This is a genomic window from Duganella fentianensis (assembly GCF_964031615.1).
GTDB lineage: Bacteria > Pseudomonadota > Gammaproteobacteria > Burkholderiales > Burkholderiaceae_D > Rugamonas > Rugamonas fentianensis_A.
This window is the reverse complement of sequence record NZ_CAXIQN010000020.1, coordinates 36,577-60,445: the sequence shown is the minus strand read 5'-3', so window position 1 is coordinate 60,445 and position 23,869 is coordinate 36,577. Positions and strand designations below refer to the sequence as shown.

The 23,869-nt window shown below is 60.8% G+C and carries 15 protein-coding genes; 7 read left to right on the top strand and 8 right to left on the bottom strand.

The features are described 5' to 3' along the window. The first annotated feature begins 3 nt into the window (after positions 1-3). The 3 genes from ABNT42_RS14835 to ABNT42_RS14825 are packed head-to-tail and all read left to right on the top strand — an operon-like array spanning position 4 to position 4,172. A complete protein-coding gene (locus tag ABNT42_RS14835; protein WP_348698214.1) occupies positions 4-1,146 on the top strand; it encodes a sugar ABC transporter permease in 1,143 nt (380 codons plus the stop codon). A gap of 32 nt (positions 1,147-1,178) precedes the next feature. Beyond that, positions 1,179-2,798, top strand: a complete 1,620-nt coding sequence (locus tag ABNT42_RS14830; RefSeq protein ID WP_348698212.1) for an alpha-L-fucosidase — start codon at positions 1,179-1,181, stop codon at positions 2,796-2,798. A 12-nt stretch (positions 2,799-2,810) separates the two neighbouring features. Further along, positions 2,811-4,172 carry a GDSL-type esterase/lipase family protein gene (locus ABNT42_RS14825; protein WP_348698211.1) on the top strand — a complete coding sequence of 454 codons (1,362 nt, stop codon included), beginning with the start codon at positions 2,811-2,813 and terminating at the stop codon, positions 4,170-4,172. A 29-nt stretch (positions 4,173-4,201) separates the two neighbouring features. On the opposite strand, the gene ABNT42_RS14820 is transcribed toward ABNT42_RS14825, so the two are convergent. Beyond that, on the bottom strand, positions 4,202-5,110 hold the full coding sequence (locus ABNT42_RS14820; RefSeq protein ID WP_348698209.1) for an alpha/beta hydrolase: 909 nt from the start codon (positions 5,108-5,110) through the stop codon (positions 4,202-4,204). A 221-nt stretch (positions 5,111-5,331) separates the two neighbouring features. Here ABNT42_RS14820 and ABNT42_RS14815 point away from each other — a divergent pair, with 221 nt between their 5' ends. From ABNT42_RS14815 to ABNT42_RS14805, 3 genes are all read left to right on the top strand, one after another. Continuing rightward, a complete protein-coding gene (locus ABNT42_RS14815; RefSeq protein ID WP_348698208.1) occupies positions 5,332-6,498 on the top strand; it encodes a glycoside hydrolase family 5 protein in 1,167 nt (388 codons plus the stop codon). A 112-nt stretch (positions 6,499-6,610) separates the two neighbouring features. After that, complete coding sequence (locus ABNT42_RS14810) at positions 6,611-8,863, top strand: glycoside hydrolase family 3 C-terminal domain-containing protein (RefSeq protein ID WP_348698206.1); 2,253 nt, start codon at positions 6,611-6,613, stop codon at positions 8,861-8,863. Then, complete coding sequence (locus ABNT42_RS14805; RefSeq protein ID WP_348698204.1) at positions 8,863-10,212, top strand: tryptophan halogenase family protein; 1,350 nt, start codon at positions 8,863-8,865, stop codon at positions 10,210-10,212. The genes ABNT42_RS14810 and ABNT42_RS14805 overlap by 1 nt, the downstream gene beginning before the upstream one ends. A 9-nt stretch (positions 10,213-10,221) precedes the next feature. Here ABNT42_RS14805 and ABNT42_RS14800 read toward each other — a convergent pair whose 3' ends face one another. The 6 genes from ABNT42_RS14800 to ABNT42_RS14775 all read right to left on the bottom strand — a co-directional run bounded on the left by ABNT42_RS14800 (position 10,222) and on the right by ABNT42_RS14775 (position 21,460). Continuing rightward, on the bottom strand, positions 10,222-11,772 hold the full coding sequence (locus ABNT42_RS14800; RefSeq protein WP_348698203.1) for a beta-xylosidase: 1,551 nt from the start codon (positions 11,770-11,772) through the stop codon (positions 10,222-10,224). Next, the gene (locus ABNT42_RS14795) at positions 11,769-14,648 is read right to left on the bottom strand and encodes a TIM-barrel domain-containing protein (RefSeq protein ID WP_348698201.1); all 2,880 of its coding nucleotides are present in this window, start codon (positions 14,646-14,648) and stop codon (positions 11,769-11,771) included. The genes ABNT42_RS14800 and ABNT42_RS14795 overlap by 4 nt, the downstream gene beginning before the upstream one ends. 14 nt (positions 14,649-14,662) lie before the next feature. Further along, a complete protein-coding gene (locus ABNT42_RS14790) occupies positions 14,663-16,264 on the bottom strand; it encodes a DUF5597 domain-containing protein (RefSeq protein ID WP_348698199.1) in 1,602 nt (533 codons plus the stop codon). A 62-nt stretch (positions 16,265-16,326) separates the two neighbouring features. Then, the gene (locus tag ABNT42_RS14785; protein WP_348698197.1) at positions 16,327-19,338 is read right to left on the bottom strand and encodes a TonB-dependent receptor; all 3,012 of its coding nucleotides are present in this window, start codon (positions 19,336-19,338) and stop codon (positions 16,327-16,329) included. 452 nt (positions 19,339-19,790) lie between these two features. After that, on the bottom strand, positions 19,791-20,849 hold the full coding sequence (mnmH, locus tag ABNT42_RS14780; protein WP_348698195.1) for a tRNA 2-selenouridine(34) synthase MnmH: 1,059 nt from the start codon (positions 20,847-20,849) through the stop codon (positions 19,791-19,793). Next, positions 20,846-21,460: an arylesterase gene (locus tag ABNT42_RS14775; protein WP_348698194.1), complete on the bottom strand. Its 615-nt coding sequence runs from the start codon at positions 21,458-21,460 to the stop codon at positions 20,846-20,848. The genes mnmH and ABNT42_RS14775 overlap by 4 nt, the downstream gene beginning before the upstream one ends. 58 nt (positions 21,461-21,518) lie before the next feature. Here ABNT42_RS14775 and ABNT42_RS14770 point away from each other — a divergent pair, with 58 nt between their 5' ends. Beyond that, positions 21,519-22,247 (top strand): ABC transporter ATP-binding protein, encoded by a 729-nt coding sequence (locus ABNT42_RS14770; protein ID WP_348698192.1) that lies wholly within the window; start codon positions 21,519-21,521, stop codon positions 22,245-22,247. Between the two features lie 16 nt (positions 22,248-22,263). Here the strand turns inward: ABNT42_RS14770 and ABNT42_RS14765 are convergent, their stop codons facing one another. Then, positions 22,264-23,793, bottom strand: a complete 1,530-nt coding sequence (locus tag ABNT42_RS14765; protein WP_348698190.1) for an NAD(P)H-hydrate dehydratase — start codon at positions 23,791-23,793, stop codon at positions 22,264-22,266. Positions 23,794-23,869: the final 76 nt, after the last annotated feature.

Genomic DNA, 23,869 nt, shown 5'->3' with positions numbered 1-23,869 from the left:
AACATGAAAAACACTCAATTCAAACAGCTGTTCACGCAATACAAACTACTGGCGCTGATGGTGGCCATCGCGCTGATCTGGGCTTTCTTCAGCTGGAAGACGGAGGGCGACTTCGCTACCGCGCGCAATCTGTCCAACCTGATGCGGCAGATGGCGATTACCGGCATTCTTGCCTGCGGCATGGTGTTCATCATCATCGCCGGTGAAATCGATCTGTCGGTGGGCTCCTTACTGGGTTTGCTGGGCGGCGCCGCTGCGCTGCTCGATGTGAACCACCATCTGCCACTGCCGGCCACGCTGGCGCTGGTGCTGTTCTGCGGTTTGCTGGTGGGGCTGTTCAACGGCTATCTGACAGCGTATGCAGGTATTCCTTCCTTCATCGTCGGGCTGGGTGGCATGCTGGCCTATCGTGGTGTGCTGCTGGGCGTATCCGGAGGCCAGACCATCGCACCCGTGTCGCCCGAGCTGACGGCACTGGGGCAGGGCTATCTGCCACCGTCGCTGGGCGTGGCTCTGGGTGTGCTGCTGGTAGCGCTGGACGTGCTGCTGGTGTGGCAGCAGCGCCGCTTGCTGGCACTGCACCGCCTGCCGCTGCGCAGCCTATGGACGGACGGCCTGCGTGTGCTGGCGACGGCCGCCGCCGTAGGTGGCTTTGTCTACCTGTTCAATAGCTATGAAGGCATTCCGCTGCCGGTGCTGCTATTGCTGGTGCTGCTAGGTGTGTTCAGCTACATCGCTACCCAGACTGTTTTCGGCCGCCGCATCTATGCGCTGGGCAGCAACATGGAAGCAGCCCGTTTGTCCGGTGTGAATGTGCGCGCCATCAAGCTGTGGATCTTCGGTCTGATGGGCCTGATGTGCGCGCTCGGTGGCCTGATCAACACGGCCCGTCTGGCGGCTGGTTCGCCTTCCGCCGGTACGGCCGGCGAGCTCGATGTGATTGCAGCGTGCTTCATCGGCGGCACCTCCATGCGCGGCGGCGCCGGCACCGTGCACGGTGCGCTGATCGGTGCGCTGGTCATGGCCAGCCTTGATAACGGTATGTCCATGCTGGATGTGGATGCCTACTGGCAGATGATCGTCAAGGGTCTGATCCTGACCTTTGCCGTGTGGGTGGACGTGGCGACGCGCAGCGCGCGCCGCTAAGAGAGCGCAGACCTATAACCGGAGCGGCCAGCATGCAACGTCGTCAAATTCTCAAACAGCTGGCCGCCGCGATACCGGCGCTGGCTGCCTCGCCTTATCTGTTTGCAGCACCCGAACGTGCTGCGCAATTTACGCCTGACTGGGACTCGCTGGCGCAGTACCGCACGCCGGACTGGTTCCGCAATGCCAAATTCGGCATCTGGGCACACTGGGGTCCTCAGTGTGCGCCGGAATACGGTGACTGGTATGCTCGCGCCATGTATGAGCAGGATAGCGAAGCCTATCAGCACCATCTGAAGCACTATGGCCATCCGTCGCAGCACGGCTTCAAGGACATCATCGGTAACTGGCGCGCCGACGCGTGGCAGCCCGACGAGCTACTGGCGCTGTATCGCCGCGCAGGCGCACGCTATTTTGTCGCGCTGGCCAATCACCACGATAATTTCGATCTGTACGATAGCCGCTACCAGCCGGAGTGGAACTCCACCCGTGTCGGTCCGCGCAAGGATCTGATCGGCGGCTGGCGCGATGCCGCACGGCGGCAGGGGTTGCGTTTCGGTGTCAGCGTTCACGCTGCCCATGCGTGGACGTGGTACGAAGTGGCGCAGGGCGCCGACAAGCACGGGCCGCTGGCCGGTGTGCCGTACGACGGCCGTCTGCAGCGCGCCGATGGTGCCGGCAAGTGGTGGCAGGGGCTAGACCCGCAAGGGCTGTATGCGCAGAATCATCCTCTAAGTGCGCCGGCCCAGCAGAGCGGTATCTGGGACGAACAATGGCACTGGCGCGGTGGCGTGGCGCTACCGAGCGCCGAGTATGTGGAACAGTTCCGTGCCCGCGTGATGGATCTGGTGCAGAACTATGATCCCGATCTGGTGTATTTTGACGATACCGTGCTGCCGCTGCATCCCGTCAGCGATGTGGGGCTGCGGCTGGCGGCCGATATCTACAACCTGAGCATCGCCCGCAAGGGGCGACTGGAAGCGGTCATCAACGGAAAACTGCTCGATGCGCAGCAGCGCCAGTGCATGGTGCTCGATATTGAACGGGGCCAGAGCAACGAGATCGAAGCGCTGCCGTGGCAAACCTGTACCTGTATCGGTAACTGGCATTACGATCGGCGCATCTACGATGCCAATGGCTATAAGAGCGCGCGCACGGTGGTGCACATGCTGATCGACGTGGTCAGCAAGAACGGCAATCTGCTACTGAGTGTGCCGGTGCGCGGCAATGGCAGCATCGATGAACGCGAACGCGCGGTAGTTGAAGAGATCGGGCAGTGGATGGCCGTGTATGGTTCCGCCATCTACGATAGTCGTCCGTGGCGGGTAGCGGGCGAAGGGCCGGTGCTGGAAGCTGCGGCCAGCCAGAGCAAGCAGGGCTTCAATGAAGGGCAGGGGATCGCTTTTAGCAGCGTGGATATCCGCTATACCTGCAAAGATAATGAGCTGTATGCCTTCGTCATGGGCTGGCCGGAGCGCGGCACGGTGCTGCTACGCCAGTTGCGGCGCGGACAGGTACCGGTGCGGGCGGTACATCTGCTCGGCGGCGCGAAGAATCTCGCCTACACCCAGCAGGATGACGGACTCTTGGTGCACCTGCCCGCTGACCGGCCCGCACTGCCGTATGCCTTCGCCCTGAAAATCACTGTCTGAAAGGCTAGCCCAATGCGTAAAACTCTGCACCGGAATATGCCGGTATCGCCTCGCCTCGCTTCCCATTGGCTAGTGCGCTTGGCGGGGCATCTGCTGGCGGTAGGTATCTTAGCTGTCGGCATGCAGCCTGCGGCGCAGGCTGGTACTGCCGATCTGTCGCTTTACAATGGTCAGAAGTCGGGTTCGCTGCCCGTTATACTGGTGGCGCACGACCAGTCCGGGACTATGCAGGCGGGCGCTCCGCTGGCACTGAGCGGCCCCGGTGGCAGCGCCAGTGTGCAGCAGCACGAGTCTGAGCGGCGCAATGCACTGCTACTGAAGTGGGATCAGGCTTGGTACGCGGCGCTGCGCATAACGCCGGCGAAACCACTTGATCTGCGGGCACTGGTGCCACACGCCACGCTGGAACTGGATCTGCGTGTGGCGCAGCTAGAGCAGGGCGGCATAGACTTCAAGCTGGCTTGTGGCGCAAGCTGCCAGCGCAAAGTGGCTTATGTTGTGGCCGGGCGCGCATTGCAGGGCAAAGGCTGGCAGCATCTATCGTTCTCGCTGAGCTGCTTTGCCCGCAGCGAAGATGATTTCAGCAAGGTGGAAGTGCCGTTCGCACTGGAAGCCAATGGCGCAGGCGAAGTGGCACTGGCGAATGTACGCATCGTTGCGCACGGCAAGCCTAACCAGTCTTGCCCCGACTACCGCCGTATCGCGTTTGAACCTAGCCCGCTCAATCAGGCGTGGGCGATGCCGCGCTGGATGCAGCGGCATGAACAGAAACTGGCGCTCAAGCAGCAGATGCTGGCGGCTGGCACGCCGCCGCAGATTGTGTTTATCGGTGATTCGATTACGGAAGGCTGGGAAAATGCGGGGAAGGTGGTATGGCAGCAGTATTACGCGCCTTATCACGCGCTGAATCTGGGTTATGGCGGCGACCACACGGAGAATGTGCTGTGGCGCTTGCAGCATGGCGAGGTGGATGGCCTGCAGCCCAAGGTGGCCGTGCTCATGATCGGCACAAACAATACGGGTGACCGGCAGGATCCGCCCGAAGTGACGGCAGCAGGAGTTGAGCACATTTTGCAGGAACTGCGCCAACGCTTGCCGCAGACGCGCGTGCTGCTGCTGGCTATCTTCCCGCGTGAAGCCAGTGCCGATGCAGTACTGCGCCGTATCAACGAGCAGATTAACCTGAAACTGGCGGCTCTGGCCGGCGGCGACAAGGTGGTATTTGCTAACTTGAATAGCGCGATGCTGGCGGCTGATGGCAGCTTGAGCACGAGCGTGATGCCAGATCTGCTGCACCCGCAGCAGCAGGGCTATACCATCTGGGCCGAAGCCATGCAGCCTATACTCGCCCGTATGCTGGCAAGCCAGCCCTGAGCTGGTTTGCCAGTTTTCACGCGCCGCGCTTACTGGACGATCAGCTTGCGGCTAGCCAGCCAGTCTTCGGCACGTTTGGTCCAGTTCGAGGCATTGCCCAGACCGGGGCGCAGCGCCATGCCGTGTCCGCCCCGCTCGAACAGATACATCTCGGCCGGTACACGGGCGCGGGTCAGCGCCTGATAGAACAGGATGCTGTTCTCGACCGGCACCACATCGTCATCCTGACTGTGAATCAGCAAAGTGGGCGGGGTCTTTGCGTTGACCTGTAACTCGGTCGACATCAGCTGTACCTGTGCTGCACTCGGCTGTTGCCCCAGCAGCGCCTGGCGCGAACCCATGTGAGTAGTTGCAGGTGCCATCGTAATCACGGGGTACATCAGCATGAGGAAGTCGGGCCGCGCGCTGATGCTGTCGAGCGCCGCGCCGGTGCGGCCTGCCGGATTGTCGTATAGCGTGGCGGCGCTGGCCGCCAGATGGCCGCCCGCTGAACTACCCATTACGCCGATGCGGTCAGGCGCAATGCCATAGTCCGCTGCATGGGCGCGCACCGTGCGGATCGCGCGCAGCACATCCTGCAGCGGCGCTGGATGACCATAGTCCGACAGGCGTGATTTCAGTACGAAGGCCGTCACGCCAAGGCCGGACAGCCATTGCGCGTACTGCTGGCCTTCGCGAGTGTAGGACAGATAGGCGTAACCACCACCGGGGCAGATAATCACGGCCGTGCGGGCGGGCCGGTCGACCGATGCGGGATAGACCGTCAGGCTAGGGTGCGAGATATTGTTGATACGCTCGCCATCATGATGCTCGGCGCCTGCGTTGGCGCGATAGTTCGGCACACCTTCCGGCCACAGGTCGAGTTGTGCCGTCTGGGCGTGGGCCTGCCAGCTGAGAGCCAGCAGCAAAGGCAGCAGGCGGAAGCGGGATAAACGCATGGATCAAACTCCTGTCTTGTAGAGATGTTGCGATAGTACTCAATCTGGCGCGCTGCAACCATCGCTGCGCAATTTCGTTTGAATGGTTGCGGGATTTCGCAATTGCTGGTGCACGGCGCGGCTCGCACAATGCCAGTATAGAACTGGTCCTTGGCGCGACGTCGCTACGGGGCCGGCGCGGTGGCGCCGCCAGAGCGCCCGTAACCTGAACGGAGACTTTAATGAAATTATTTCTATCTGCCCTGAGTGTGGCGTTGGCGTTTGCAGGCGGTTCTATGCTGCCGGCCAGTGCTGCAGAAACGGGCAGCGCCCCGGCAGCGGAGCCCATGCGCGAACTGACCAGCATGCAGTTCTCGTCGCTGATGTCGCCGGGCTGGAATCTCGGGAATGCGCTGGAAGCGATCGATAGCAAGCATCCCTATGTCTGGGGCAGTAAGGCATTTCAGGAGACTGCGTGGGGTAATCCGCCCGCGACCCGCCAGCTATTCGATGCCGTGAAGGCGGCCGGCTTCCGCAGCGTGCGTATTCCCGTATCGTGGAAAGTGTATGCAGACGCGCAGGACAATATCAGCCCGCAATGGATGGAGCGGGTAGCGCAGGTGGTTGATGATGCACGCGCGGCCGGGCTGATTGTGATGATCAATCTGCACTGGGACGGCGGCTGGATGCAGCCGACCTACGCAGCCCAGAACATGGCGCAGGCGCGTACGCGCAAGTTCTGGCAGCAGATAGCCACCCGCTTCCGCGACTATGGCGATACCCTGCTGTTTGCCGGTACCAACGAGGTCATGGTGGACGGCGATTATGGCGCCCCGACCAGTGAATACTGCGCCGTTCAGAATAGCTATAACCAGACCTTTATCGATGCAGTGCGCGCTACCGGTGGCAACAATGCGCGCCGCCATCTGGTGGTACAGGGCTTTAATACCAACATCAATTACACCCTCAAGTGCAATGCCACGCTGCCGCATGACAGCACGGCACAGCGCATGATGATGGAAGTGCATGACTATGATCCTTACGATTTCGCGCTGGATGAAAAGAGCGGCGTGTGGCGCTGGGGCAGTGCCGCCAATCCGTCCGGCTGGGCTAACGAAGCTTATACGGACGGGCAGTTCGAGAAGCTGCGCAAAGCCTTTATCGCGCAGGGCATACCGGTGCTGCTGGGTGAATACTCGGCGATTCTGCGCAGCGAGTTTGATCCGTCCGGCAGCCAGCGCAAGTACTGGGACAGTTACATGACGCGCGCCGCCCATAGCCGTGGCATTGTGCCGATGTACTGGGACAATGGCTATACGACTAACCATCAGTCTGGCCTGTTCGATCGCGGCCGCGCCGTGCCCGTATATGGTGACATTATCGAAGCGCTGGTGAGTGCCAGCCGATGAACTGGTAGCTGTGCTGTCGTCGTCCGGCCCTGTTGGCGGATGTAGACATCTCCCTCTGCCCCGCAAGGGTAGTTCGGGCAGCCGCTGCTGCCCCTTTTTTATTTGAGTGAATATGAAAATCTCCACCCCGTTAAGCCAGATTTGCGCCGCTGTGCTGCTGTGCTGCAGCGCTACTACCACTTATGCCGATGCGCCTGCGCCGGCGCAGCCGTGGATGAACGCCAAACTTCCCGCGGCACAGCGGGCCGCACTGGCGGTACAGGCGATGACGCTGGATGAGAAGCTGCGGCTGGTGTATGGCTATCTAGGTGCTGACTCGGACTGGAAAAAGAGCAAACGGCCAGCCGGATCGCGGCCGCAGTCGGCTGGCTACATCGACGGGATAGAACGGCTGGGCATACCGCCGCTATATGAAACCGATGCGGGTCTGGGTGTAGCCAGTCAGCCGGGGCCAGACGTGCGCAAAGGTACGGCGCTGCCTTCCGGTCTGAGTACGGCGGCCAGCTGGGACACGGCAGGGGCGCGTGCGGCCGGCGCTTTGATAGGCGATGAGGCGCGCAAATTCGGTTTCAATGTGCTGCTGGCGGGCGGCGTCAATCTGCTGCGCGAGCCGCGCAATGGCCGTAATTTTGAATATGCTGGAGAAGACCCGCTGCTGGCGGGGCGCATCGTAGGTGCCCAGATTGCCGGCATCCAGTCGCAAAAGGTGGTAGCAACGCTCAAGCACTTTGCGCTCAACGATCAGGAAACCAACCGCACTACGTTGAATGTGAAGATCGACGATAGCGCCGCGCGCATGTCCGATCTGCTGGCTTTGCAGCTCGCCTATGAAGATGGCCAGCCCGGCTCCGTGATGTGCGGTTACAACCGCGTGAACGGTGCCTATTCGTGCGAGAACAGCTACTTGCTGAATACGGTGCTGAAGCAGGAGTGGGGCTTCAAGGGCTGGGTCATGTCGGACTGGGGCGCCACTCACAGCACGATACCGGCCGCCAATGCAGGGCTGGATCAGCAGTCCGGCATGCCGTTCGATCTGTCCGACTATTTTGGCCCGCCGCTCAAGGAAGCTGTGCTCAACGGCTGGGTGCCGCAGCAACGGCTGGATGACATGGCATTGCGCATCGTCGGTGCCATGTTCGAGCATGGCGTGATAGACCATCCGGTGACGGTGGCGCCGCAGCAGATCGATTTTCGCGCACACGGCGCGGCCAGCCAGCACGCCGCACAGGAAGGTATGGTATTGCTGAAGAACCGCGACAAGCTGCTGCCACTGGCAGATGGTGCGCGCCGCATTGCCGTGATAGGCGGCTATGCCGACAAGGGCGTGATGGCGGGTGGTGGTTCCTCGCTGGTGTATCCGCAAGGAGGCAATGCGGTACCGGAGCTGGAACCGAAAGTCTGGCCTGGCCCCGTGATGATTTATCCGTCTTCGCCGTATCAGGCTTTGCAGCGCAAGCTGGGCAAAGCCACGCTGCGCTTTGATGACGGCCGTGATCCTGTGCGTGCCGCAGCGCTGGCGCGCGACAGTGATGTGGTGCTGATGTTCGCTACCCAGTGGACGGGCGAAGGCATGGATGTGCCGGATCTGGCGCTGCCCAAGCAGCAGGATGCGCTGATCCGCGCCGTTACGGCAGCGAATCCACGTACCGTGGTAGTGCTGGAGACGGGCGGCCCGGTGACCATGCCCTGGCTGGAACAGGCAGGCGCCGTGCTGGAGGCGTGGTATCCAGGCACGCAGGGTGGCGAAGCCATTGCCAGCGTACTTACTGGCGAAGTCAATCCGTCCGGCCGCCTGCCTATGACCTTCCCAGTCAGCGAAGCGCAACTGCCGCGCCCTAAACTGGATGGCTATCCGGAGCAGGCCGATGCCCGCATCGAGGTGGACTATCACGAAGGCGCAGCAGTCGGCTACAAGTGGTTCGACCTGAAACAGCAAACGCCCCTGTTCCCGTTCGGTTTTGGCCTGTCTTACACCGAGTTTGCCATGTCGGGCCTGCGCGCAGAAGTGCGCGATGGCCGTCTGCAGGCCAGCTTTGAAGTGCGTAACACGGGCAAACTGGCCGGCAAACAGGTGGCTCAGATTTATGTGGCACCCGTGCAGGCGCGCTGGGAAGCCCCCAAACGTCTGGGCGGCTTCAGTAAGGTCAATCTGGCCTCCGGTGCGCGCACTAGCGTGAGCCTGAGCGTCGATCCACGTCTGCTGGCCACTTTCGATAGTGCCAGCAAGCGCTGGCTGGTGGCTGCGGGCGACTACCGCGTCACACTGGCTGCTCATGCACGCGATGCACAGGCCAGCAGTGTCGTCATTCATCTTGACGCGGCTAGCTACGATGTGCAGGGTCGCGCCATCAAGGCATCGCACTGATGCAGCCATATCAGCGCATAGTCATACTCGGCGGTGGCACGGCCGGCTGGATGGCGGCGCTGGCGCTGGTCACCAGCCAGCGCACGGTCGATGTCGAGGTGGTGGAGGCTGCGCCTACGTGTAGCATAGGCATCGGTGTGGCCAGTTGTGCGGCTTTGCGCGAATTCCATCGCATGGTGGGTATCGACGAAGCGGACTTCCTGCGCGCGACGCTGGGGAGCTACCGGCTAGGAACGGAACTGCGCGACTGGCAGCATTTAGGCCAGCGCTATTTCGATATGCTCGCTGGCATGGAACCGGACGGCACGGCGGCACAATATGCCTACCAGTTCGATACCCAGCTGTATGCGGGCTATCTGCGCCGGCTTGCCATGCTGCGCGGAGTGCACCGCAATGTGGGGCGACTGGAGCAGGCGATTCGTCGTGCAGATGGCGGCATCAGCGCGCTGCAACTGAGTGATGGTCGCAACGTAAGCGCGGACCTGTTCATTGATTGCAGCGGTAGCGAAGCCCTGCTACTGGGCGCAGAGCTGGCGGTACCTTTTGTCGACTTCAGCCAGTGGCTGTCCGCCGATGCGGTCTGGCTTTGTCCGGCCGAGCGCAGTACCGCCACGCCCGCGCCTTGCAATGTCGCGGTTGCGCTGGATGCCGGCTGGGCATGGCAAATCTCGCTACAGCATCGTAGCGAACATGGCTATATCTACTCGCGTAAGCACTGCGATGATGCGACTGCCCGTACCAGTCTGCTAGCGCGGCTGGATGGCGCGGCACTGGCGGAACCCCGTCTGCAGCGCTTGCGCAGTGGTCACCGTAGCCGTTTCTGGCTGCACAATGTGGTCGCACTGGGGCAGGCAGCGGGTCAGCTGGAACCGCTGGAAGCGCCCGCAGTAATGTTAATACAGCGCGGATTGACGGATTTACTGCAGGTGCTGGCTAGTCCCGTGGCTGCACAGGCAGACGCCATTGCGGCATATAACCGTGCGCAGGAGCGGCTTTACTGCTACGAGCGTGACCGCCTGATTCTGCACTATGCCCGCTCGACGCGGCAGGATAGCCAGTTCTGGCGGGATATGGGCAAGCTGGCTTTGCCGGATGCGCTGGCGCTGCGTCTGCAGGCCTGGCGCGAGTGCGTGAACCCGCCACGACACGAGGCGGCGCGGCTGGATGGGGTAAGCTGGGGTGGTATTTATGCGGCAACCGGCTGTGTGCTGCGCCGCTGCGATCCGGTACTGCTGGAATTGACGCGCGAAGAAGCACTGCATGCGCGTGATGCGCGCCGTGTCAGACTGGCGGCGTTGATGGAACTGGTACAGCGTGAATATGGCCAGCAGCATCAGCTGCTGGCCTGAGCGGAACGTCTAGCGTCGCTCGATTTTGACGAGTACTACGTCGTTGCTGCGCATGGCCACGTTGAGCGTGGCTTTGCCGCTGGCCGGAATACTCAGAACTTGCGTGCGTGGCGGATCACGCGTCTCCGCCTGCAGTTGCTCTAGCTGGGCTGAAGTCAGCGACTTGGGTGCCCCCATACGCAGGTAAGCCGTATGCGCATCATTGGCCTGATAACCGGTGCGGTAGATACTCACTGCGTATTTGCCCGCAGCATAACCCTTGAGCACCAGCCGTAAAGGCTGGCTAGCCTTGCTCGGTTGTACCCGCGTGTAGTAGCTGCGATTACTAAGCTTCTGCTGTGGCGTCTGGAAGTCCCATGCCAGTAGCTGGGTGGCGCCATTGCTACGGGCGGCATAGCTCTGCGCGTCGCCGGTAGGCACTTCCGCCTCGCCTAGCTGGTTCAGATATTTGTAGGCAAACCACGCGGGCTTACGTATGCCCTGTGGATTCATCAGACCAAAACCACCTTCGAACGGCGCCGTGGGCGGCCCCGGTTCCTCGAACAGATCGCTATAGGTCCAGTAGCTCATACCCTGAACCAGACCGGCACTTTGCTTGAGCTTCTGCAAGATGTAAGGGGCACTTAAATAAGCATCATGCACGGGATCGCGCGGCGTGTAGCTGGTGCTCCACTCGGTGAAGTAGAGCGGCATGTCGGCTTGTCCCGCAGCCTGCATCTGCGCGCGCACGCGGCGCACATCGCCGACAATGGCATCGGGCGAATCGGACAGCTTGGTATCCTCCTTGCCATGTTCATCGAGGAAGCCGCCATCTACGCCGTAGGTGTGGGTGGTGACGAAGTCCACCGGCACAGCGTTGCTGCGCATATAGGCGAGGAATTCCGGAACCCATGCAGCACCAGCCGTGGATGGGCCACCCACCCGCAGTGCGGGATCGATGGCCTTGATGGTACGGGTAGTGCGGGCATACAGTTCGAAGTAGGCTTGCTGGTCGGCGCGCTCCCAGAAGCCGTCCAGATTGGGTTCGTTCCACACTTCGAAGAACCAGCTACGGACTTCGGCTGCGCCATAGCGCTGCTGTACGTGGCGTATGAAAGCATCGATCAGCGCCACCCATTTGTCCGGCTGCGGATGGGAGGTATTGCCTTTCCAGTAGAAGATACTGAGATCCGAACTGCGCATGGCCAGCGGTGTGAAACCCAGTTCCACGAACGGCTTGATGCCGATCTTGAGCATCTGGTCATACAGGTAATCGAGCTTGCTCCAGTCGTAGACCGGCTGGCCATCTACTTCACGGTAGGTGCCCAGCACATCATGGAAGATGGCATGGAAGCGCAGGTAGCGAAAGCCCAGTTCCTGCCGTGCTGTCTTGAGCTGGGCCAGACTGTCGTCCCGTATCAGCGTGCCGGGGTAGTCGGATCCTACCGACAGGTCGGCAAAATGGTCGCGTGGCGTACTCGCTGCCGCGGCATCGAGCACGATTTCGCGTACATTGGACACGTTGGCAGCACTGGCCGTGCAGGCCAGTGCCGTGCCGCAGATCAGCAGCGCGGCCTTCATCGCTGCACCTTGATGGCGCGGCCATCGTAGTCTACGCTGCGATCGGCCAGTTCGAAGTTGTCGCTGCTCGAATCGCCGGGCTTGATGAAGCGGATCTTGAACTGGCGTTTTGCCACCATGCCTTTGTACTGGCCGCTGCGCGCACCGATGGTGAACACGCCGGTCTTCTGGTTGTAGCTGAACGGAATCCGGCTGGCTTCGCCGCGCAGATAGCCATTGCTGACACCATCATCCTCGTACAGCGTGAACTGACCATCGGCACCCGTGTAGACGTTGAGCGTGAGCGGCGCATCCGGTTTCTCGTCAACATACTGGGTGACGGGGCCGAACGGAACGATGGCACCAGCCTTGACCAGCACAGGAATACGCGTCTCCGGCGCATCGACCTTGACGCTCTGGCCGCCGCGGTGCAGCTGGCCGGTGTAGAAGTCATACCAGTCACTACCTTTGGGCAGGTAGACATCGCGCGCACGGCCGCCATAGGTGGTGACAGGAGCAACCAGCAGGTTGCGGCCGAACAGATACTGGTCTTTCAGATCGCGCACCGCAGGGTCTTGCGGGTAGTCCATTACCAGCGCGCGCATGATGGCGCCCGATTCGTAGTGAATATCCGCAGCGGCCGAGTAAATGTAAGGCATCAGGCGGTAGCGCAGCTGGTCGTACCACACCATCGAGGCGCGCATCGGCGAGCCTTCCGGCGAGATTTCGTGGATCTCACGCTTGACCACTTCGCCGTGCGAGCGGAATAGCGGCGAGAAAGCGCCGAACTGGAACCAGCGCAGATTCAGCTCGCGCCATTCTTTCAGATCTTCCGGATTGCCCGCACGCGTGCCGGTAATGCGGTTTTCCTGCGCCGAACCGACTTCGCCGATCTGGAAGCGGGTTTCCTGCGCATAGCCGCCGATATCGTGCGTCCAGTTGGCGATGCCGGACATAGAAATGCTGACGCCAGCCGAAATCTGGTCATACAGATTGTTCCAGCGGCTCACCGTGTCGCCACTCCATACAGCACTGGCGTTACGCTGGATACCGGCGAAACCGGAACGCGACAGGATGAACTGGCGCGTGTCAGGCCGGTCCTGCTTCAGATGCTGGTAGAAGCCTTCCGTGTGCACCAGACTATACGGATTGAAGGTGATCTCGCCGGCACCGTAGATGGTGGGGCCGATCAGCTTCTTGAAGTCCTCGGGACGGGCATTCGACAGGACATCCGGTTCGGTATTGTCCATCCACCATGCATCGAAGCCCAGATCGACCAGCTTAGGCTTCATCTGGCGGTAGTAGATGTCGCGTGCTTCCGGGGCATACGGCGAGTAGTGGCTGTTCTTGTAGCCGGGGCCTACCCAGTCCAGATCGCCGTTCTCGACGTTCTTGGTCCACATGTGGCCTTTGGCTTCGAGTTCCTTGTAGTTGGCGGTATTGGCGTAGAACTTGCCCCAGATGGAAATCATGATGCGTGCATGCGCCTGATGGATTTCATCCACCATGGCCTTGGCATCGGGGAAGCGCGCTTTGTCGAAGTCGTGGCTACCCCAGCCATCTTCCGGCCAGTAGAACCAGTCCTGCACCATATTGTCGATCGGCCAGCCACGCTTGCGGTATTCGCGTAGCACGCCAAGCAGTTGTTCCTGCGTCTCGTAGCGCTGGCGCGACTGCCAGTAGCCATAGGCCCATTTCGGCATCATCGGTGCGCGGCCCGTCAGATGGTGGTAACCGGCGATGACCTTGTCCATGCTGTCGCCGTTGATCACATAGTAATTGATGCTCTGCGCGAGTTCGGACGAGAAGGTCAGCGAATGACGCTCGGGCGCGGGCAGGGGATCGTTATGGGTCATGGCAATCATGCCGCCGCTAGGCTGCCACTCTAACCGCAGCGGCACTGGCTGGTCGGCTTTGAAGCTTACTTCAAAGTTGTGATACCACGGGTTCCAGCCCTGACGCCAGACATCCATGACTTCCTTGCCATCGACAGTCAGCTTGGCATAGTCGGACGAGTACAACTGCATTTTGTGCACGCCAGCCTTGGGCGAGCGCATCGTGCCTTCCCACACCACTTTCAGATTGGCCGCTTTCGGATCAACCGCATCCTTAGGCCAGTTCTCGGCCACATCCTTCAGATACTGGTAGGCGATATCCTTCTCGCGCCGGCTGTACACCAGTTTTCCGTCCACATAATATTTGGCCGTGAGCCCGCCGGCCACGCCATCGGCATCGGCCAGTTGCAGATCGCGGCTCAGCCACGCATACGGTTTGCTGTCGCCGAAGCGCGAGATGGCGTTGTTATCCCACAGGACGCCGTAATTCTTGCTGGAGACGACAAACGGCACGGCAATCGCCATATTGTGCTGCATCAGCAGCACGTCTTCGCCATTCATGTCCATCTGGTGGTTCTGGTGCTGCCCCAGGCCATACAGCGCGTCGGTGGTGCCGTGATTGAAGCCCTGTTTAATCGCCAGCATCTGTTGGCCTTCAACGGATACGGGCGTCATGCTTTCCGTGTGCTGGGTCAGGAAGGCTTTGCCGGCCGCGTTGAAGAACTGCAGTGCGCCGGTGGCGAGGCTGACTTCCACCGCCATGCGCTTGGCTTTGAGCTTTACTTTGTCTTTAGCGGCGGTCACGCTGTAGCTGCCCTGCAGCGGCTGGGCTACCGTCATCAGCGAGGGTGTCAGCGTCTTATTTGGCTGGTCGAGTTTGATCACGTGGATGATGTTGTCGGCCATGACTTCCAGCCGCACCTCTTTCGCTGCACCGCTGTCAGGCCGCACGATCAGGCCGGTGGCGGTCTTTTCAAAGCTGCCCGCCAGTGCCGGCACGCTGGTCAGGGTGGCCAGGCCGGCCAGACTGGCCACTGCATGGGCCATGATCTTGATACGCATAGTGTCTCCGCTGTTTAATAGGTGTTCAGTGTTACTTTGAGTACGGTGGGTGTAGCGCCCAGATTCAGGCCGTAGTCGGTCTGGTCGCCGTTCCAGTTGCGCTCCATGATCCATTTGCCGCTGGCATCGTAGTGGCCCTGTTCCACCCGCGCCCACATCGACGGCTCGCCTTTTGCATGGCTGATCTTGACGCGTGCGCGCTGGCCGATGATGATGAATTCCTTTTCGCCCGTCTGGGCGATAGCCACGCCGCCATTCGGAATCTCCGTGCCGGCCGGTGTGTCTTTCAGATCCTTGAAGTATTCGCGCTCACCGAACTGCCATTCGCGGAACGAGATAGTGGCGTTCCAGCCCTTCATGGCGATGCTCTGCGGCTGGCGGTCGTCGCCTTCGGCCACGCCGTAGGTACGGCCTTCATACGCCCAGCGTGCCCACTGGCGCTGCATGGGGCGGAAGGCGGCATAGATCGCGCCGAACGGCGCCACCATGCTGCGGTCGCTGGCCTTGTGGCCGAGCGGGAAGTTGCTGTACTCGGCATAGTCGATGCCGAACGGCGCCACGCCGATGGCGCCGCGTCCCAGCACCAGCCACAGATAGCGCACGTAATTGGCGCCATTACTCATTTCGGGCACCATCAAAGGCTGATCGGCGCGCTGGAAGTGCTGCAGGCTGGCGTTGAATTTTTTCCAGTCGGGATCGTAGATGTCGGGGCCGGCGAAATCGATGTGCGGTGCGGCGGCGCGATAGATATCGATCACGTCATAGGTCGGTCCGCCACTGGCGAAGTTCTCGTGCCATGGCAGCAGCGGACTTTCGGTCGAATCGCGCTGGGCATTGTTGACATACATGGGCAGGTCATACACGGCGCGACCGGCCTTGGCAATTTCCTCGATATAGCTGGCGATGGCGTAGGCGTGGAAGTATTCGTCGGCATAGTCACCATACACCTGCTGCCACGTACCGCTTACAGGCCGGTCCTGCAGTGGCTTTTTGTGCGCCAGGACGGCGGCCGGTACGGGCTGGCGGAATTGCTGTTCGGCTGTAGCGCTGTAATCGCGCGCATAGCCATAGGTGCCTACTTCATTCTCGACCTGCATCATGATGACGGTACGCGCGGTGCTGTCGACCTGTTTCAGGTGCTGCATCAGGCGCACGAAGGCCTTGCGGTCGGCCTGCAGGGTAGAGCTGGCATGGGGCGACAGGCAGTAGATAGGTTTGCCCTGGCGGTCCAGCATGCGCGGGAAGCGGGCGTTGTCGAACTTGACCCACTCGGGAGCGTAGCTAGGACTGGTGTTCTTCCACGTGCCGAACCACAGTAGCACCAGCCGCACCTGATGCTGGCGCGCCTGTTTGAGCAGGGTGTCGACATAACTGAAATCGAACTGGCCTTCGACCGGCTCGATCTGCTCCCACGCCACGGGAATCTCCAGCGTGTTGGCGTGCATGTCCTTGATGGCAGCAAACACCTGGTCCAGCGCCTGCGGGTAATTGCTGGAGTTATGCGCCTGTCCACCGAGGATCAGGAAGGGGGCACCGTCCACCATCAGGGCATGGCGACCCTGATGGCTGACGATGCGGGGGATTTCCGAGGCCAGCGCCGCGCTGCTTGCTGCCATCAAAAACAGGAGGGTGGTAACAAGCCGGCGGGCGGTTGGCATCATCTATTTCTACCTTTCGATCAGAAGTCGTAGCTCAGTTTCGCTACTACGCGGCGGCCAGTCTTGAACCACGCGCGACCCATCATGCCGATATTCTGCTGCATCAGCTGCTTGTAGGTCGAATCGGTCAGATTCTGTGCTTCCAGACCCAGTTGCAGCTTGTCGGTGAACTTGTAGAACATCGAGGCATCCAGCTGGCCATACGCATCCGACCAGGTAGGCAGCGCCCATGCGACATTGGTCTTGCCGTAGTCGGCGCTGGCCGGATTGGTGTCGGTAGCGTCCGAACCTTTGGTGCCGTTGACGTTCACACCCTGCAAGGCTTTGGAACGCCAGTTGTAAGCCAGACGTGCCGAGACCGGACCTTTATCGTACAGCAGGGCCAGATTGTAGGTCTGACGCGACAGGTTTTCCAGCGGCAGATTGCCGAAGGTAGTGCCATTAGTGTCGCAGCCGTTCATGTTCAGATTCAGGTTGGCTGCCGTATCGCCGCCCGTGCAGTATTGCGAATACACAGGGGTGTACAGTTCGCGCTTGCTGTCGACGAAGGTGAAGTTAGCCTGTACACCGAGACCGGAGAAGGCGCCCGGCAGTTTATCGAAGTACTGCTGGAAGGCCAGTTCGAAGCCACGGGCATGGCCTTTGGCGCCGTTGATCGGACCCGTCACCGTGAAGTCATGCAGCTTGCCGTTCACGTCTGCCAGCTGTTTGATATACATCTGTTTGACGATGATGTCCTTGAGCTGCTTGTTGAACAGCGCCACGGTGAAGGAACCGGTCGGTGCGAAATACCATTCACCCGTCAGGTCCAGCTGGGTGGCAGTGGTCGGACGCAGCATCGGGTTGCCGTCGCTTTCGCCCGTCAGGCTCACGCTGTTGACTTTGGTAACGCCGGTAATTGGATTGGTGGCCGAATCAGCACTTTCGCCCAGCTTGGTGTAACCCTGCAGCTGCGAGAAATCAGGACGCGACAGTGCTTTGGCCAGCGCCAGGCGGAACTGCAGGGTGTCGCTGGCTTTCAGGCGCAGGTTCAGGCTAGGCAGGAAGTTGTGGTAGTTGTTTTCGTAGTCTTTGACTTCAGCGAACGGCTTGATGTTAGGCACAGGCGTACCAACCATCACGCCGCCGTTTGGCGCAGTCGAAGTGAATACGGTATAGCCGTGGGCACGCGAATCGGTCTTCACATAGCGCAGGCCGACGTTACCATCGATCGGGTATTTCAGGTTATCCAGACCGAAGCGCAGCTGGCTATACAGGGCCTGAGTTTTTTCCGACTGATCGTTGGTGCCGGCGTAGTTGCTGGCGCCGAAGCTGGCAGCCGTCCAAGGATCGCAGCTACCCCAGCCCTGCTTGGCCACCTGTTCTTTACACAGGATGTCGTGGTAGGCATGCAGCTTGGCGTAGGAAGCGGGGAAGCCCTGTGCCAGCGAGACATCGGGGAATACCACCGACGGGACACTGACGCCGCCATTGAAGAAGTTGTTGAAGCTGTGCAGATTGGTATTGCCGCTGAAGCGAGGATCGCCCAGCGAGGCCAGACCGCTGATGTTCCAGCCCAGCTGCCATGGCTGGCTGATAGGCGACCAGTTATAGCTAGGGTTGGAATTCTGCGTGACGGCGTCACGGTCGGTCAGGCGCACACCGAAGCGCAGGTCGCGCAGCACCGGATGATCGAAGTCGTATTTGACGTCGGTCTTCCATGCCGTTTCATTGGCGCGGCTCTGGTCCAGATGCTCCATGGTGAAGGCCCAGTAGTAGTTCTTCGGATCTGCCAGATAGGCGCGATCGGCATCGGTGAAGATCAGTTTAGGCACGTTGCCGCTCAGGTCGACTTTCTCCTGTGGCATGGTGACGCCGGTTGCGACGGTGGAATCGACACTGTGGGTGCTGGCGCGGATACGCTGCAGATCGGTGCTGACAGTCCAGTTGTCACGGCGCCAGCGCAGGTTCCACGACAGATCGGTGGTATCCGATTTGCGGTTGGAAGTACGGGTATCGTCGCCAAAGTTGATGCCGCCGTCGGATGGATCGGTCAGCGTGCCGGTCAGCAGGGCGCCACGCGAATTGAAGGTGGCGTCCGGCGAAACCTTGATGTTGTAAGGGCTGGACTGGGCGAAGATGGCCTGTTCATCCCACTGCATTTCGTATTTCGACTTGAAGTAGGTCAGATTGCTCGACCATTCGTCCTTCTTCCATTGCAGGGCGCCGTAAGCACCTTCACGCTTGCGGTTGAACTCCAGCGTACGCCATTGTGCACCTTTCGGCACGAACACCGTATTACCTTTGGCGTCCTTGAGCGGGTAGTAAGGCTCGACCTGGAAGGCGTCGGTACGGGTGCCGCTTTCCGAATAGGCCAGATCGAGCAGGGCGCCCACTTCACCGACCGGGGTTTTCCAGCGGTTGGAAACCAGACCGGAGGCGGACGGCGAAGTTTTACCTTTTTTCAGTTCCGACCACGTACGGTCTGCCGAGATGGCCGCTTTGAAGCCTTTGAAATCGAACGGCAGTGCAGTACGCAGATTGATCAGACCACCGACTGCGCCTTCTACCTGTTCGGCCGAAGGGTTTTTGTAGATATCCACGCCGGCCACCAGTTCTGGCGGTACGTCTTCGAAGTTGAGCGAACGGCCGCCGTTGGCCGAGAAGGAATCACGCCCATTCAGTTCGGAACGCACATAGCTGAGGCCACGGATGGAGACGCCCGAGCCTTCCACCGAGAAGTGCTCGGGATCGCTCTTGCTCATGGTGCGGTCGATGGTAACGCCCACCACGCGCTGCAGCACTTCCGTGACCGAGCGATCCGGCAGCTTGCCCATGTCTTCGGCCACGATGGAGTCGACGATTTCGTCCGAATTCTGTTTGATCTTCTGGGCCGATTGCAGGGCAGCGCGCTGCCCTGTCACCTGCACGGTTTCGATACTGCCGCTAGCCTGCTGGTCGGCATCAGCGGGGCGTGCCATGGCGCTGCTGCTCAGCATCATGGTCATCTGGGCGAGGCCCATGGCGATTGCGGTCTTTTTGAATTGTTTCATCTACGTTCTCCAGGGGGATACGAAGCTACTTAGCTATTCAGCCAGTTGTTATAGGTATTGCTCAAGGTCTAGGGGGACTTCAGGCATGCGAGGCTCAGTTAGCCCGCTGGCGCGCAGGGGCGCCCGATTCTGCTATTCATTCGATGTCGTCTCGCTCTCTTATTTTTGTCACGCTGTCGTACCGGCGGGGTGCCAGTGCTTGCGATCTCGAACCATTGTGCTTTTTACCAAACTGGCTCGCAATTGCGAAATTCACCAAGGTCGCGAATGATAATAAGCAATCATTGCAATGCATCTTAGGGCAGGCGGCAGGTAGCCGTGGCGCGCCGTGTATTGGCGCGGAAGAGGGGGCGGATAGGCCGAATGTCGCCGCTGTGCGACATTCGGTGTAGCGAGCAATGTTAAAAAACCAATCGTACTAAAAATATAATTTAATCTGGCGCACTGCCATTTCAGTGACGCGCAATAAGTTGCAGGGCGCCGGCACGGAAGCTGTCCGGATCGATGGCATCCAGTGTGAGTTCCTGCGCCTGCGTGTAGCGCACGAAATTACGGTCTATCGAACGCAGATAGGCGGGATCGTAGTGTTCCATCAGCAGCTCCTCCACCAGCACCGTCATGTCGCCTGCCGTGGCCATGGCTTGCCAGCGCTTGATGCGCTCGTGACCATGCAATGGCGTGAGGTAGGATAGCTGTTCGTTGAGCGCAGCCGCATCGCAGGCGTAGTGCTGATAGTCTTCCATCAGTAGGCGCACGCGGTCGGTGCGGCTGAGCGTCATGGCGATACAGTCGGAGCCGCGCATGCGTTCCATCAGTGCAGCCGGTACGCGCAGATTGCCCACTTTCTTACTCTCCGATTCGACGAACACGGGACGTGCCGGATCGAATCGCCGCAAGGTATCCCAGATCGCTGTCTCGAAGGCCTTCTGACTGGGCTGCGGATGGCTCGGTATGCCGCCCAGCACGGAGCCGCGATGGGCTGCCAGCTGTTCCAGATCGAGTACCTGTGCGCCTTGGGTGGCGAGTACTTCCAGCATGCGGCTCTTGCCGCTGCCAGTCGTGCCGCAGATGACTTTGAAATCGAATTCGGGCGTTTGTTCCAGTTCGGCGTTGACGTGGGCGCGGAAGGCTTTGTAGCCGCCGTCGAGCTGCGCCACCGGCCAGCCAACTTTGGACAGGATGTGCGCCATGGCGCCGCTGCGGTTACCGCCGCGCCAGCAGTAGACTAGCGGGCGCCATTCGCGCGGCTGTTGCATCCACAGGGTTTCGATATGCTGGGCGATATTCTTGGCGACCAGCGCTGCGCCCAGCTTTTTGGCTTCGAAAGCGCCTACCTGTTTGTACATGGTGCCCACCGTGATGCGTTGTTCATCATCGAGCACTGGTGCGTTGATCGCGCCGGGCAGATGATCGAGCGCATATTCGCACGGACTGCGGGCGTCGATGATGGCATCGAACTGGTCGAGCTGGGGGAGTACCTGTTCGAGCTTGAGAACTTCGGGGTATTTCATTTGGCTTTGAGCGTCTTTTGCAGGGTAGGCCAGATATTGGCAAGTATCGCCGGATGGGCGCTGGCGACAGGATGCAGGCGGTCAGGCTGGAATAGCTCGGGTTTATCCGCTACACCTTCGAGCATAAAGGGTACGAGCGGAGCGTTGATCTGCCTGGCCAGCGAACCATACATGGCGTAGAACTTATCGGCATAGTCACGGCCGTAATTGGGTGGCATGCGCATGCCGATCAGCATAACGCGGGCGTCTGCCTTGCGGGCAGCGCTAGTCATGGCCAGCAGGTTGGCTTCGGCGGCGACGACGGGCAGGCCGCGCAGACCATCGTTGGCCCCCAGTTCGATCACCACCAGCGCAGGCTTGTGCTTCTCCAGCAGTGCGGGCAGGCGGCTACGCCCGCCGCTGGTGGTTTCGCCGCTGACGCTGGCATTGATGATGGTGGCTTGGATTTTTTGTGCGCGTAGTTTTTCCTCCGCCAGCGCCACCCAGCCCGTGCCGCGTGCCAGCCCGTATTCGGCCGATAAGCTATCGCCCAGCACCAGAACGGTTTTTGGTGCAGAATAGGCACTGCCGGCGCTAGTGGACAGTGTGGTAAACAGCGCGAGAGCCAGCATGGTGCCGCCGTGCCGCGCCCAGCGAGTAAAATCCGATAAACGTTTTAAAACTTTAAGCATGCCTGATCATCCTGTACGTCCTGCCAATTCGAATGTGGCGCATGGCCAAGTTGCGGGGCACTCCCGTGCCGCCATCGAAGTACGCGGCCTCGCCAAGCGCGTGGTCGATGCCAGCGGCGAGCTGACTATACTCCATCCCCTCGATTTTACCGTGCAAAAGGCCGAAACGCTTGCCATCGTGGGGGCCTCGGGTTCGGGCAAGTCGACTCTACTTGGTTTGCTGGCTGGTCTGGATAGCCCCAGTGCCGGTACGGTGCTGATCGATGGCGTGGACATCTATGGCATGGATGAAGATGGCCGTGCGCTGTTGCGCAAGCAGGGGCTGGGCTTCGTATTCCAGTCTTTCCAGCTGCTGGCGCACCTGACGGCAGTGGAAAACGTCATGCTGCCGCTGGAATTGCGTGGTGAGCCGGATGCCCGTGCCCGCGCCGAAGCGATGCTGGAGCGGGTAGGGTTGGCTAGCCGCTTGCGCCATTATCCGAAATATCTGTCCGGTGGCGAGCAGCAGCGAGTGGCGCTGGCGCGCGCGTTTGTGACGCAGCCGCCGCTGTTGTTTGCCGACGAACCGACGGGCAGTCTGGATGCCGCGACGGGTGAAGCCGTGATTGCCCTGATGCTCGAGCTGAATCGCCAGCATGGCTCCACGCTGGTACTCGTCACGCACGATCAGAGCATGGCGGCGCGCTGCGACCGGATTCTGACCATCGCAGCGGGACGGCTGGTTTAACTTGTCTAAAGCTGTCTCAGGCTGATTTACGCGCCACCAGACGGTTCAATTCCGTACGGATGGCGGGTATCAGCTCGCTGGCCGTGAGGCCGATGGCATTGCCGCTTTCTGCCACCAGTACGTCGGCCGCCATGCCGTGCAGCCAGACAGCCGCCAGCGCGGCCTGCCATGCTGGCCAGCCTTGCGCCAGCAGGCTGCCACACAGACCGGCCAATACATCGCCCGTTCCTGCAGTCGCTAGCGCGGCGTTGCCCGTCGGGTTGATCACTGCATCGCCATTGGGGGCAGCGATGATGCTGCCCGAACCTTTCAGCACCACGATGGCCTGATAGCTTTCCGCTAGCTGGCGCGCCGAGCGCACGCGGTCGGCTTGAATTTCGCTCACGCTGCTGGCGGCCAGACGCGCCGCTTCTAGCGGGTGCGGCGTCAGAATCGCAGGTTGACGACGCGCCCCAAGTGCCTGCTGAAGGGCGCTGTCGCTTGCCAGCAGGTTGAGCGCATCGGCGTCCAGCAGTAGCGGAGTGTCTGCCACTATGGCACGCGCCAGTAAAGCACTAGCCTGTGCGCTGGCACCCAGACCGGGACCGGCTACGACGCTCGCGCTGCTGAAGTCGTAGTCCTCCGCGCTACGGCACATCAGTTCCGGCTGGCCTGCATCATAGGGCAGGGGAAGGCCGGCGAACAGCGCGTAGACACGGCCCGCACCAGCATGTAAGGCCATGCGCGCTGCCAGTATGGGGGCGCCCTGCATGCCGCTGGCGCCGCCCAGCACGGCGACATTGCCATAACTGCCTTTATGGCTGTTGTGGCGGCGGCTGCTTAACTGGCGGGAAAAATAGCTGGCATCGTTGAGGTGCAGGTTCGCAGCAGGCAGCAGCGCACCGTCGATTTCGAGACGGGCTACCTGCACCAGGCCTGCAAAGTCAGGTCCTTCGGCCGTATGCAGGCCGGGCTTGTCCGCGATGAAGGTCAGGGTATGGCTGGCACGCAGAGCGATTTCTGTAGGGTCTCCTGCATCGTCCTTGATCGGGCCGATTATCTGACCGGTGTCGGCATCGAGCCCGCTCGGCACATCCAGAGCCAGTATCGGGCAGCTTAGCGTATTGATCTGCGCCACAAGCTGGCGCACGCCGCCATCCAGTGGTCGTTGCAGGCCTATGCCAAACAGTCCATCGATGACCAGCGCCCACGACTGGCTGTTGACCAGTTCTTCGCTGTAGGGCAGGAGCTGGGCCGCCGACGCGCTGGCGCGCTGCAGCGCAGTTTGCCGTTCGGCGGAACTGGCGCCGGCAGGTGGGAAGTGGACGATGCTGACGTGCGCACCGGCCTGTGCCAGATGGGCGGCAGCTTCCAGTGCATCGCCGCCGTTATTGCCCGGTCCGGCCAGTGCCAGCACATGCGTGCCGCGTGCGGTCGCAGGGAGCAAATCAAGCGCTTTCTTGGCGGCAGCCTGTCCGGCGCGCTGCATCAGTACCCCGGCTGGCAAAGCAGCTGCAGCAGCCTGCTCGATGCTGCGAATTTCGGCAACACTATAGAGTGGATTCATGGGGTCATTCTAGCATTGAAATTATGTCCGTCCCTGTGTGCACATGCGCTGCCACACCCACTACAATAGGCGCAGT

Bases quoted from the DNA above. Each gene is read 5' to 3' on its own strand.
- ABNT42_RS14825 (WP_348698211.1), top strand. From the start codon at position 2,811: ATGCGTAAAACTCTGCACCGGAATATGCCGGTATCGCCTCGCCTCGCT.
- ABNT42_RS14770 (WP_348698192.1), top strand. From the start codon at position 21,519: ATGCCTGATCATCCTGTACGTCCTGCCAATTCGAATGTGGCGCATGGC.
- ABNT42_RS14765 (WP_348698190.1), bottom strand. From the start codon at position 23,793: ATGAATCCACTCTATAGTGTTGCCGAAATTCGCAGCATCGAGCAGGCT.
- ABNT42_RS14805 (WP_348698204.1), top strand. From the start codon at position 8,863: ATGCAGCCATATCAGCGCATAGTCATACTCGGCGGTGGCACGGCCGGC.
- ABNT42_RS14815 (WP_348698208.1), top strand. From the start codon at position 5,332: ATGAAATTATTTCTATCTGCCCTGAGTGTGGCGTTGGCGTTTGCAGGC.
- ABNT42_RS14795 (WP_348698201.1), bottom strand. From the start codon at position 14,648: ATGCGTATCAAGATCATGGCCCATGCAGTGGCCAGTCTGGCCGGCCTG.
- ABNT42_RS14835 (WP_348698214.1), top strand. From the start codon at position 4: ATGAAAAACACTCAATTCAAACAGCTGTTCACGCAATACAAACTACTG.
- mnmH (WP_348698195.1), bottom strand. From the start codon at position 20,849: ATGAAATACCCCGAAGTTCTCAAGCTCGAACAGGTACTCCCCCAGCTC.
- ABNT42_RS14775 (WP_348698194.1), bottom strand. From the start codon at position 21,460: ATGCTGGCTCTCGCGCTGTTTACCACACTGTCCACTAGCGCCGGCAGT.
- ABNT42_RS14820 (WP_348698209.1), bottom strand. From the start codon at position 5,110: ATGCGTTTATCCCGCTTCCGCCTGCTGCCTTTGCTGCTGGCTCTCAGC.
- ABNT42_RS14830 (WP_348698212.1), top strand. From the start codon at position 1,179: ATGCAACGTCGTCAAATTCTCAAACAGCTGGCCGCCGCGATACCGGCG.
- ABNT42_RS14810 (WP_348698206.1), top strand. From the start codon at position 6,611: ATGAAAATCTCCACCCCGTTAAGCCAGATTTGCGCCGCTGTGCTGCTG.
- ABNT42_RS14800 (WP_348698203.1), bottom strand. From the start codon at position 11,772: ATGAAGGCCGCGCTGCTGATCTGCGGCACGGCACTGGCCTGCACGGCC.
- ABNT42_RS14785 (WP_348698197.1), bottom strand. From the start codon at position 19,338: ATGAAACAATTCAAAAAGACCGCAATCGCCATGGGCCTCGCCCAGATG.
- ABNT42_RS14790 (WP_348698199.1), bottom strand. From the start codon at position 16,264: ATGGCAGCAAGCAGCGCGGCGCTGGCCTCGGAAATCCCCCGCATCGTC.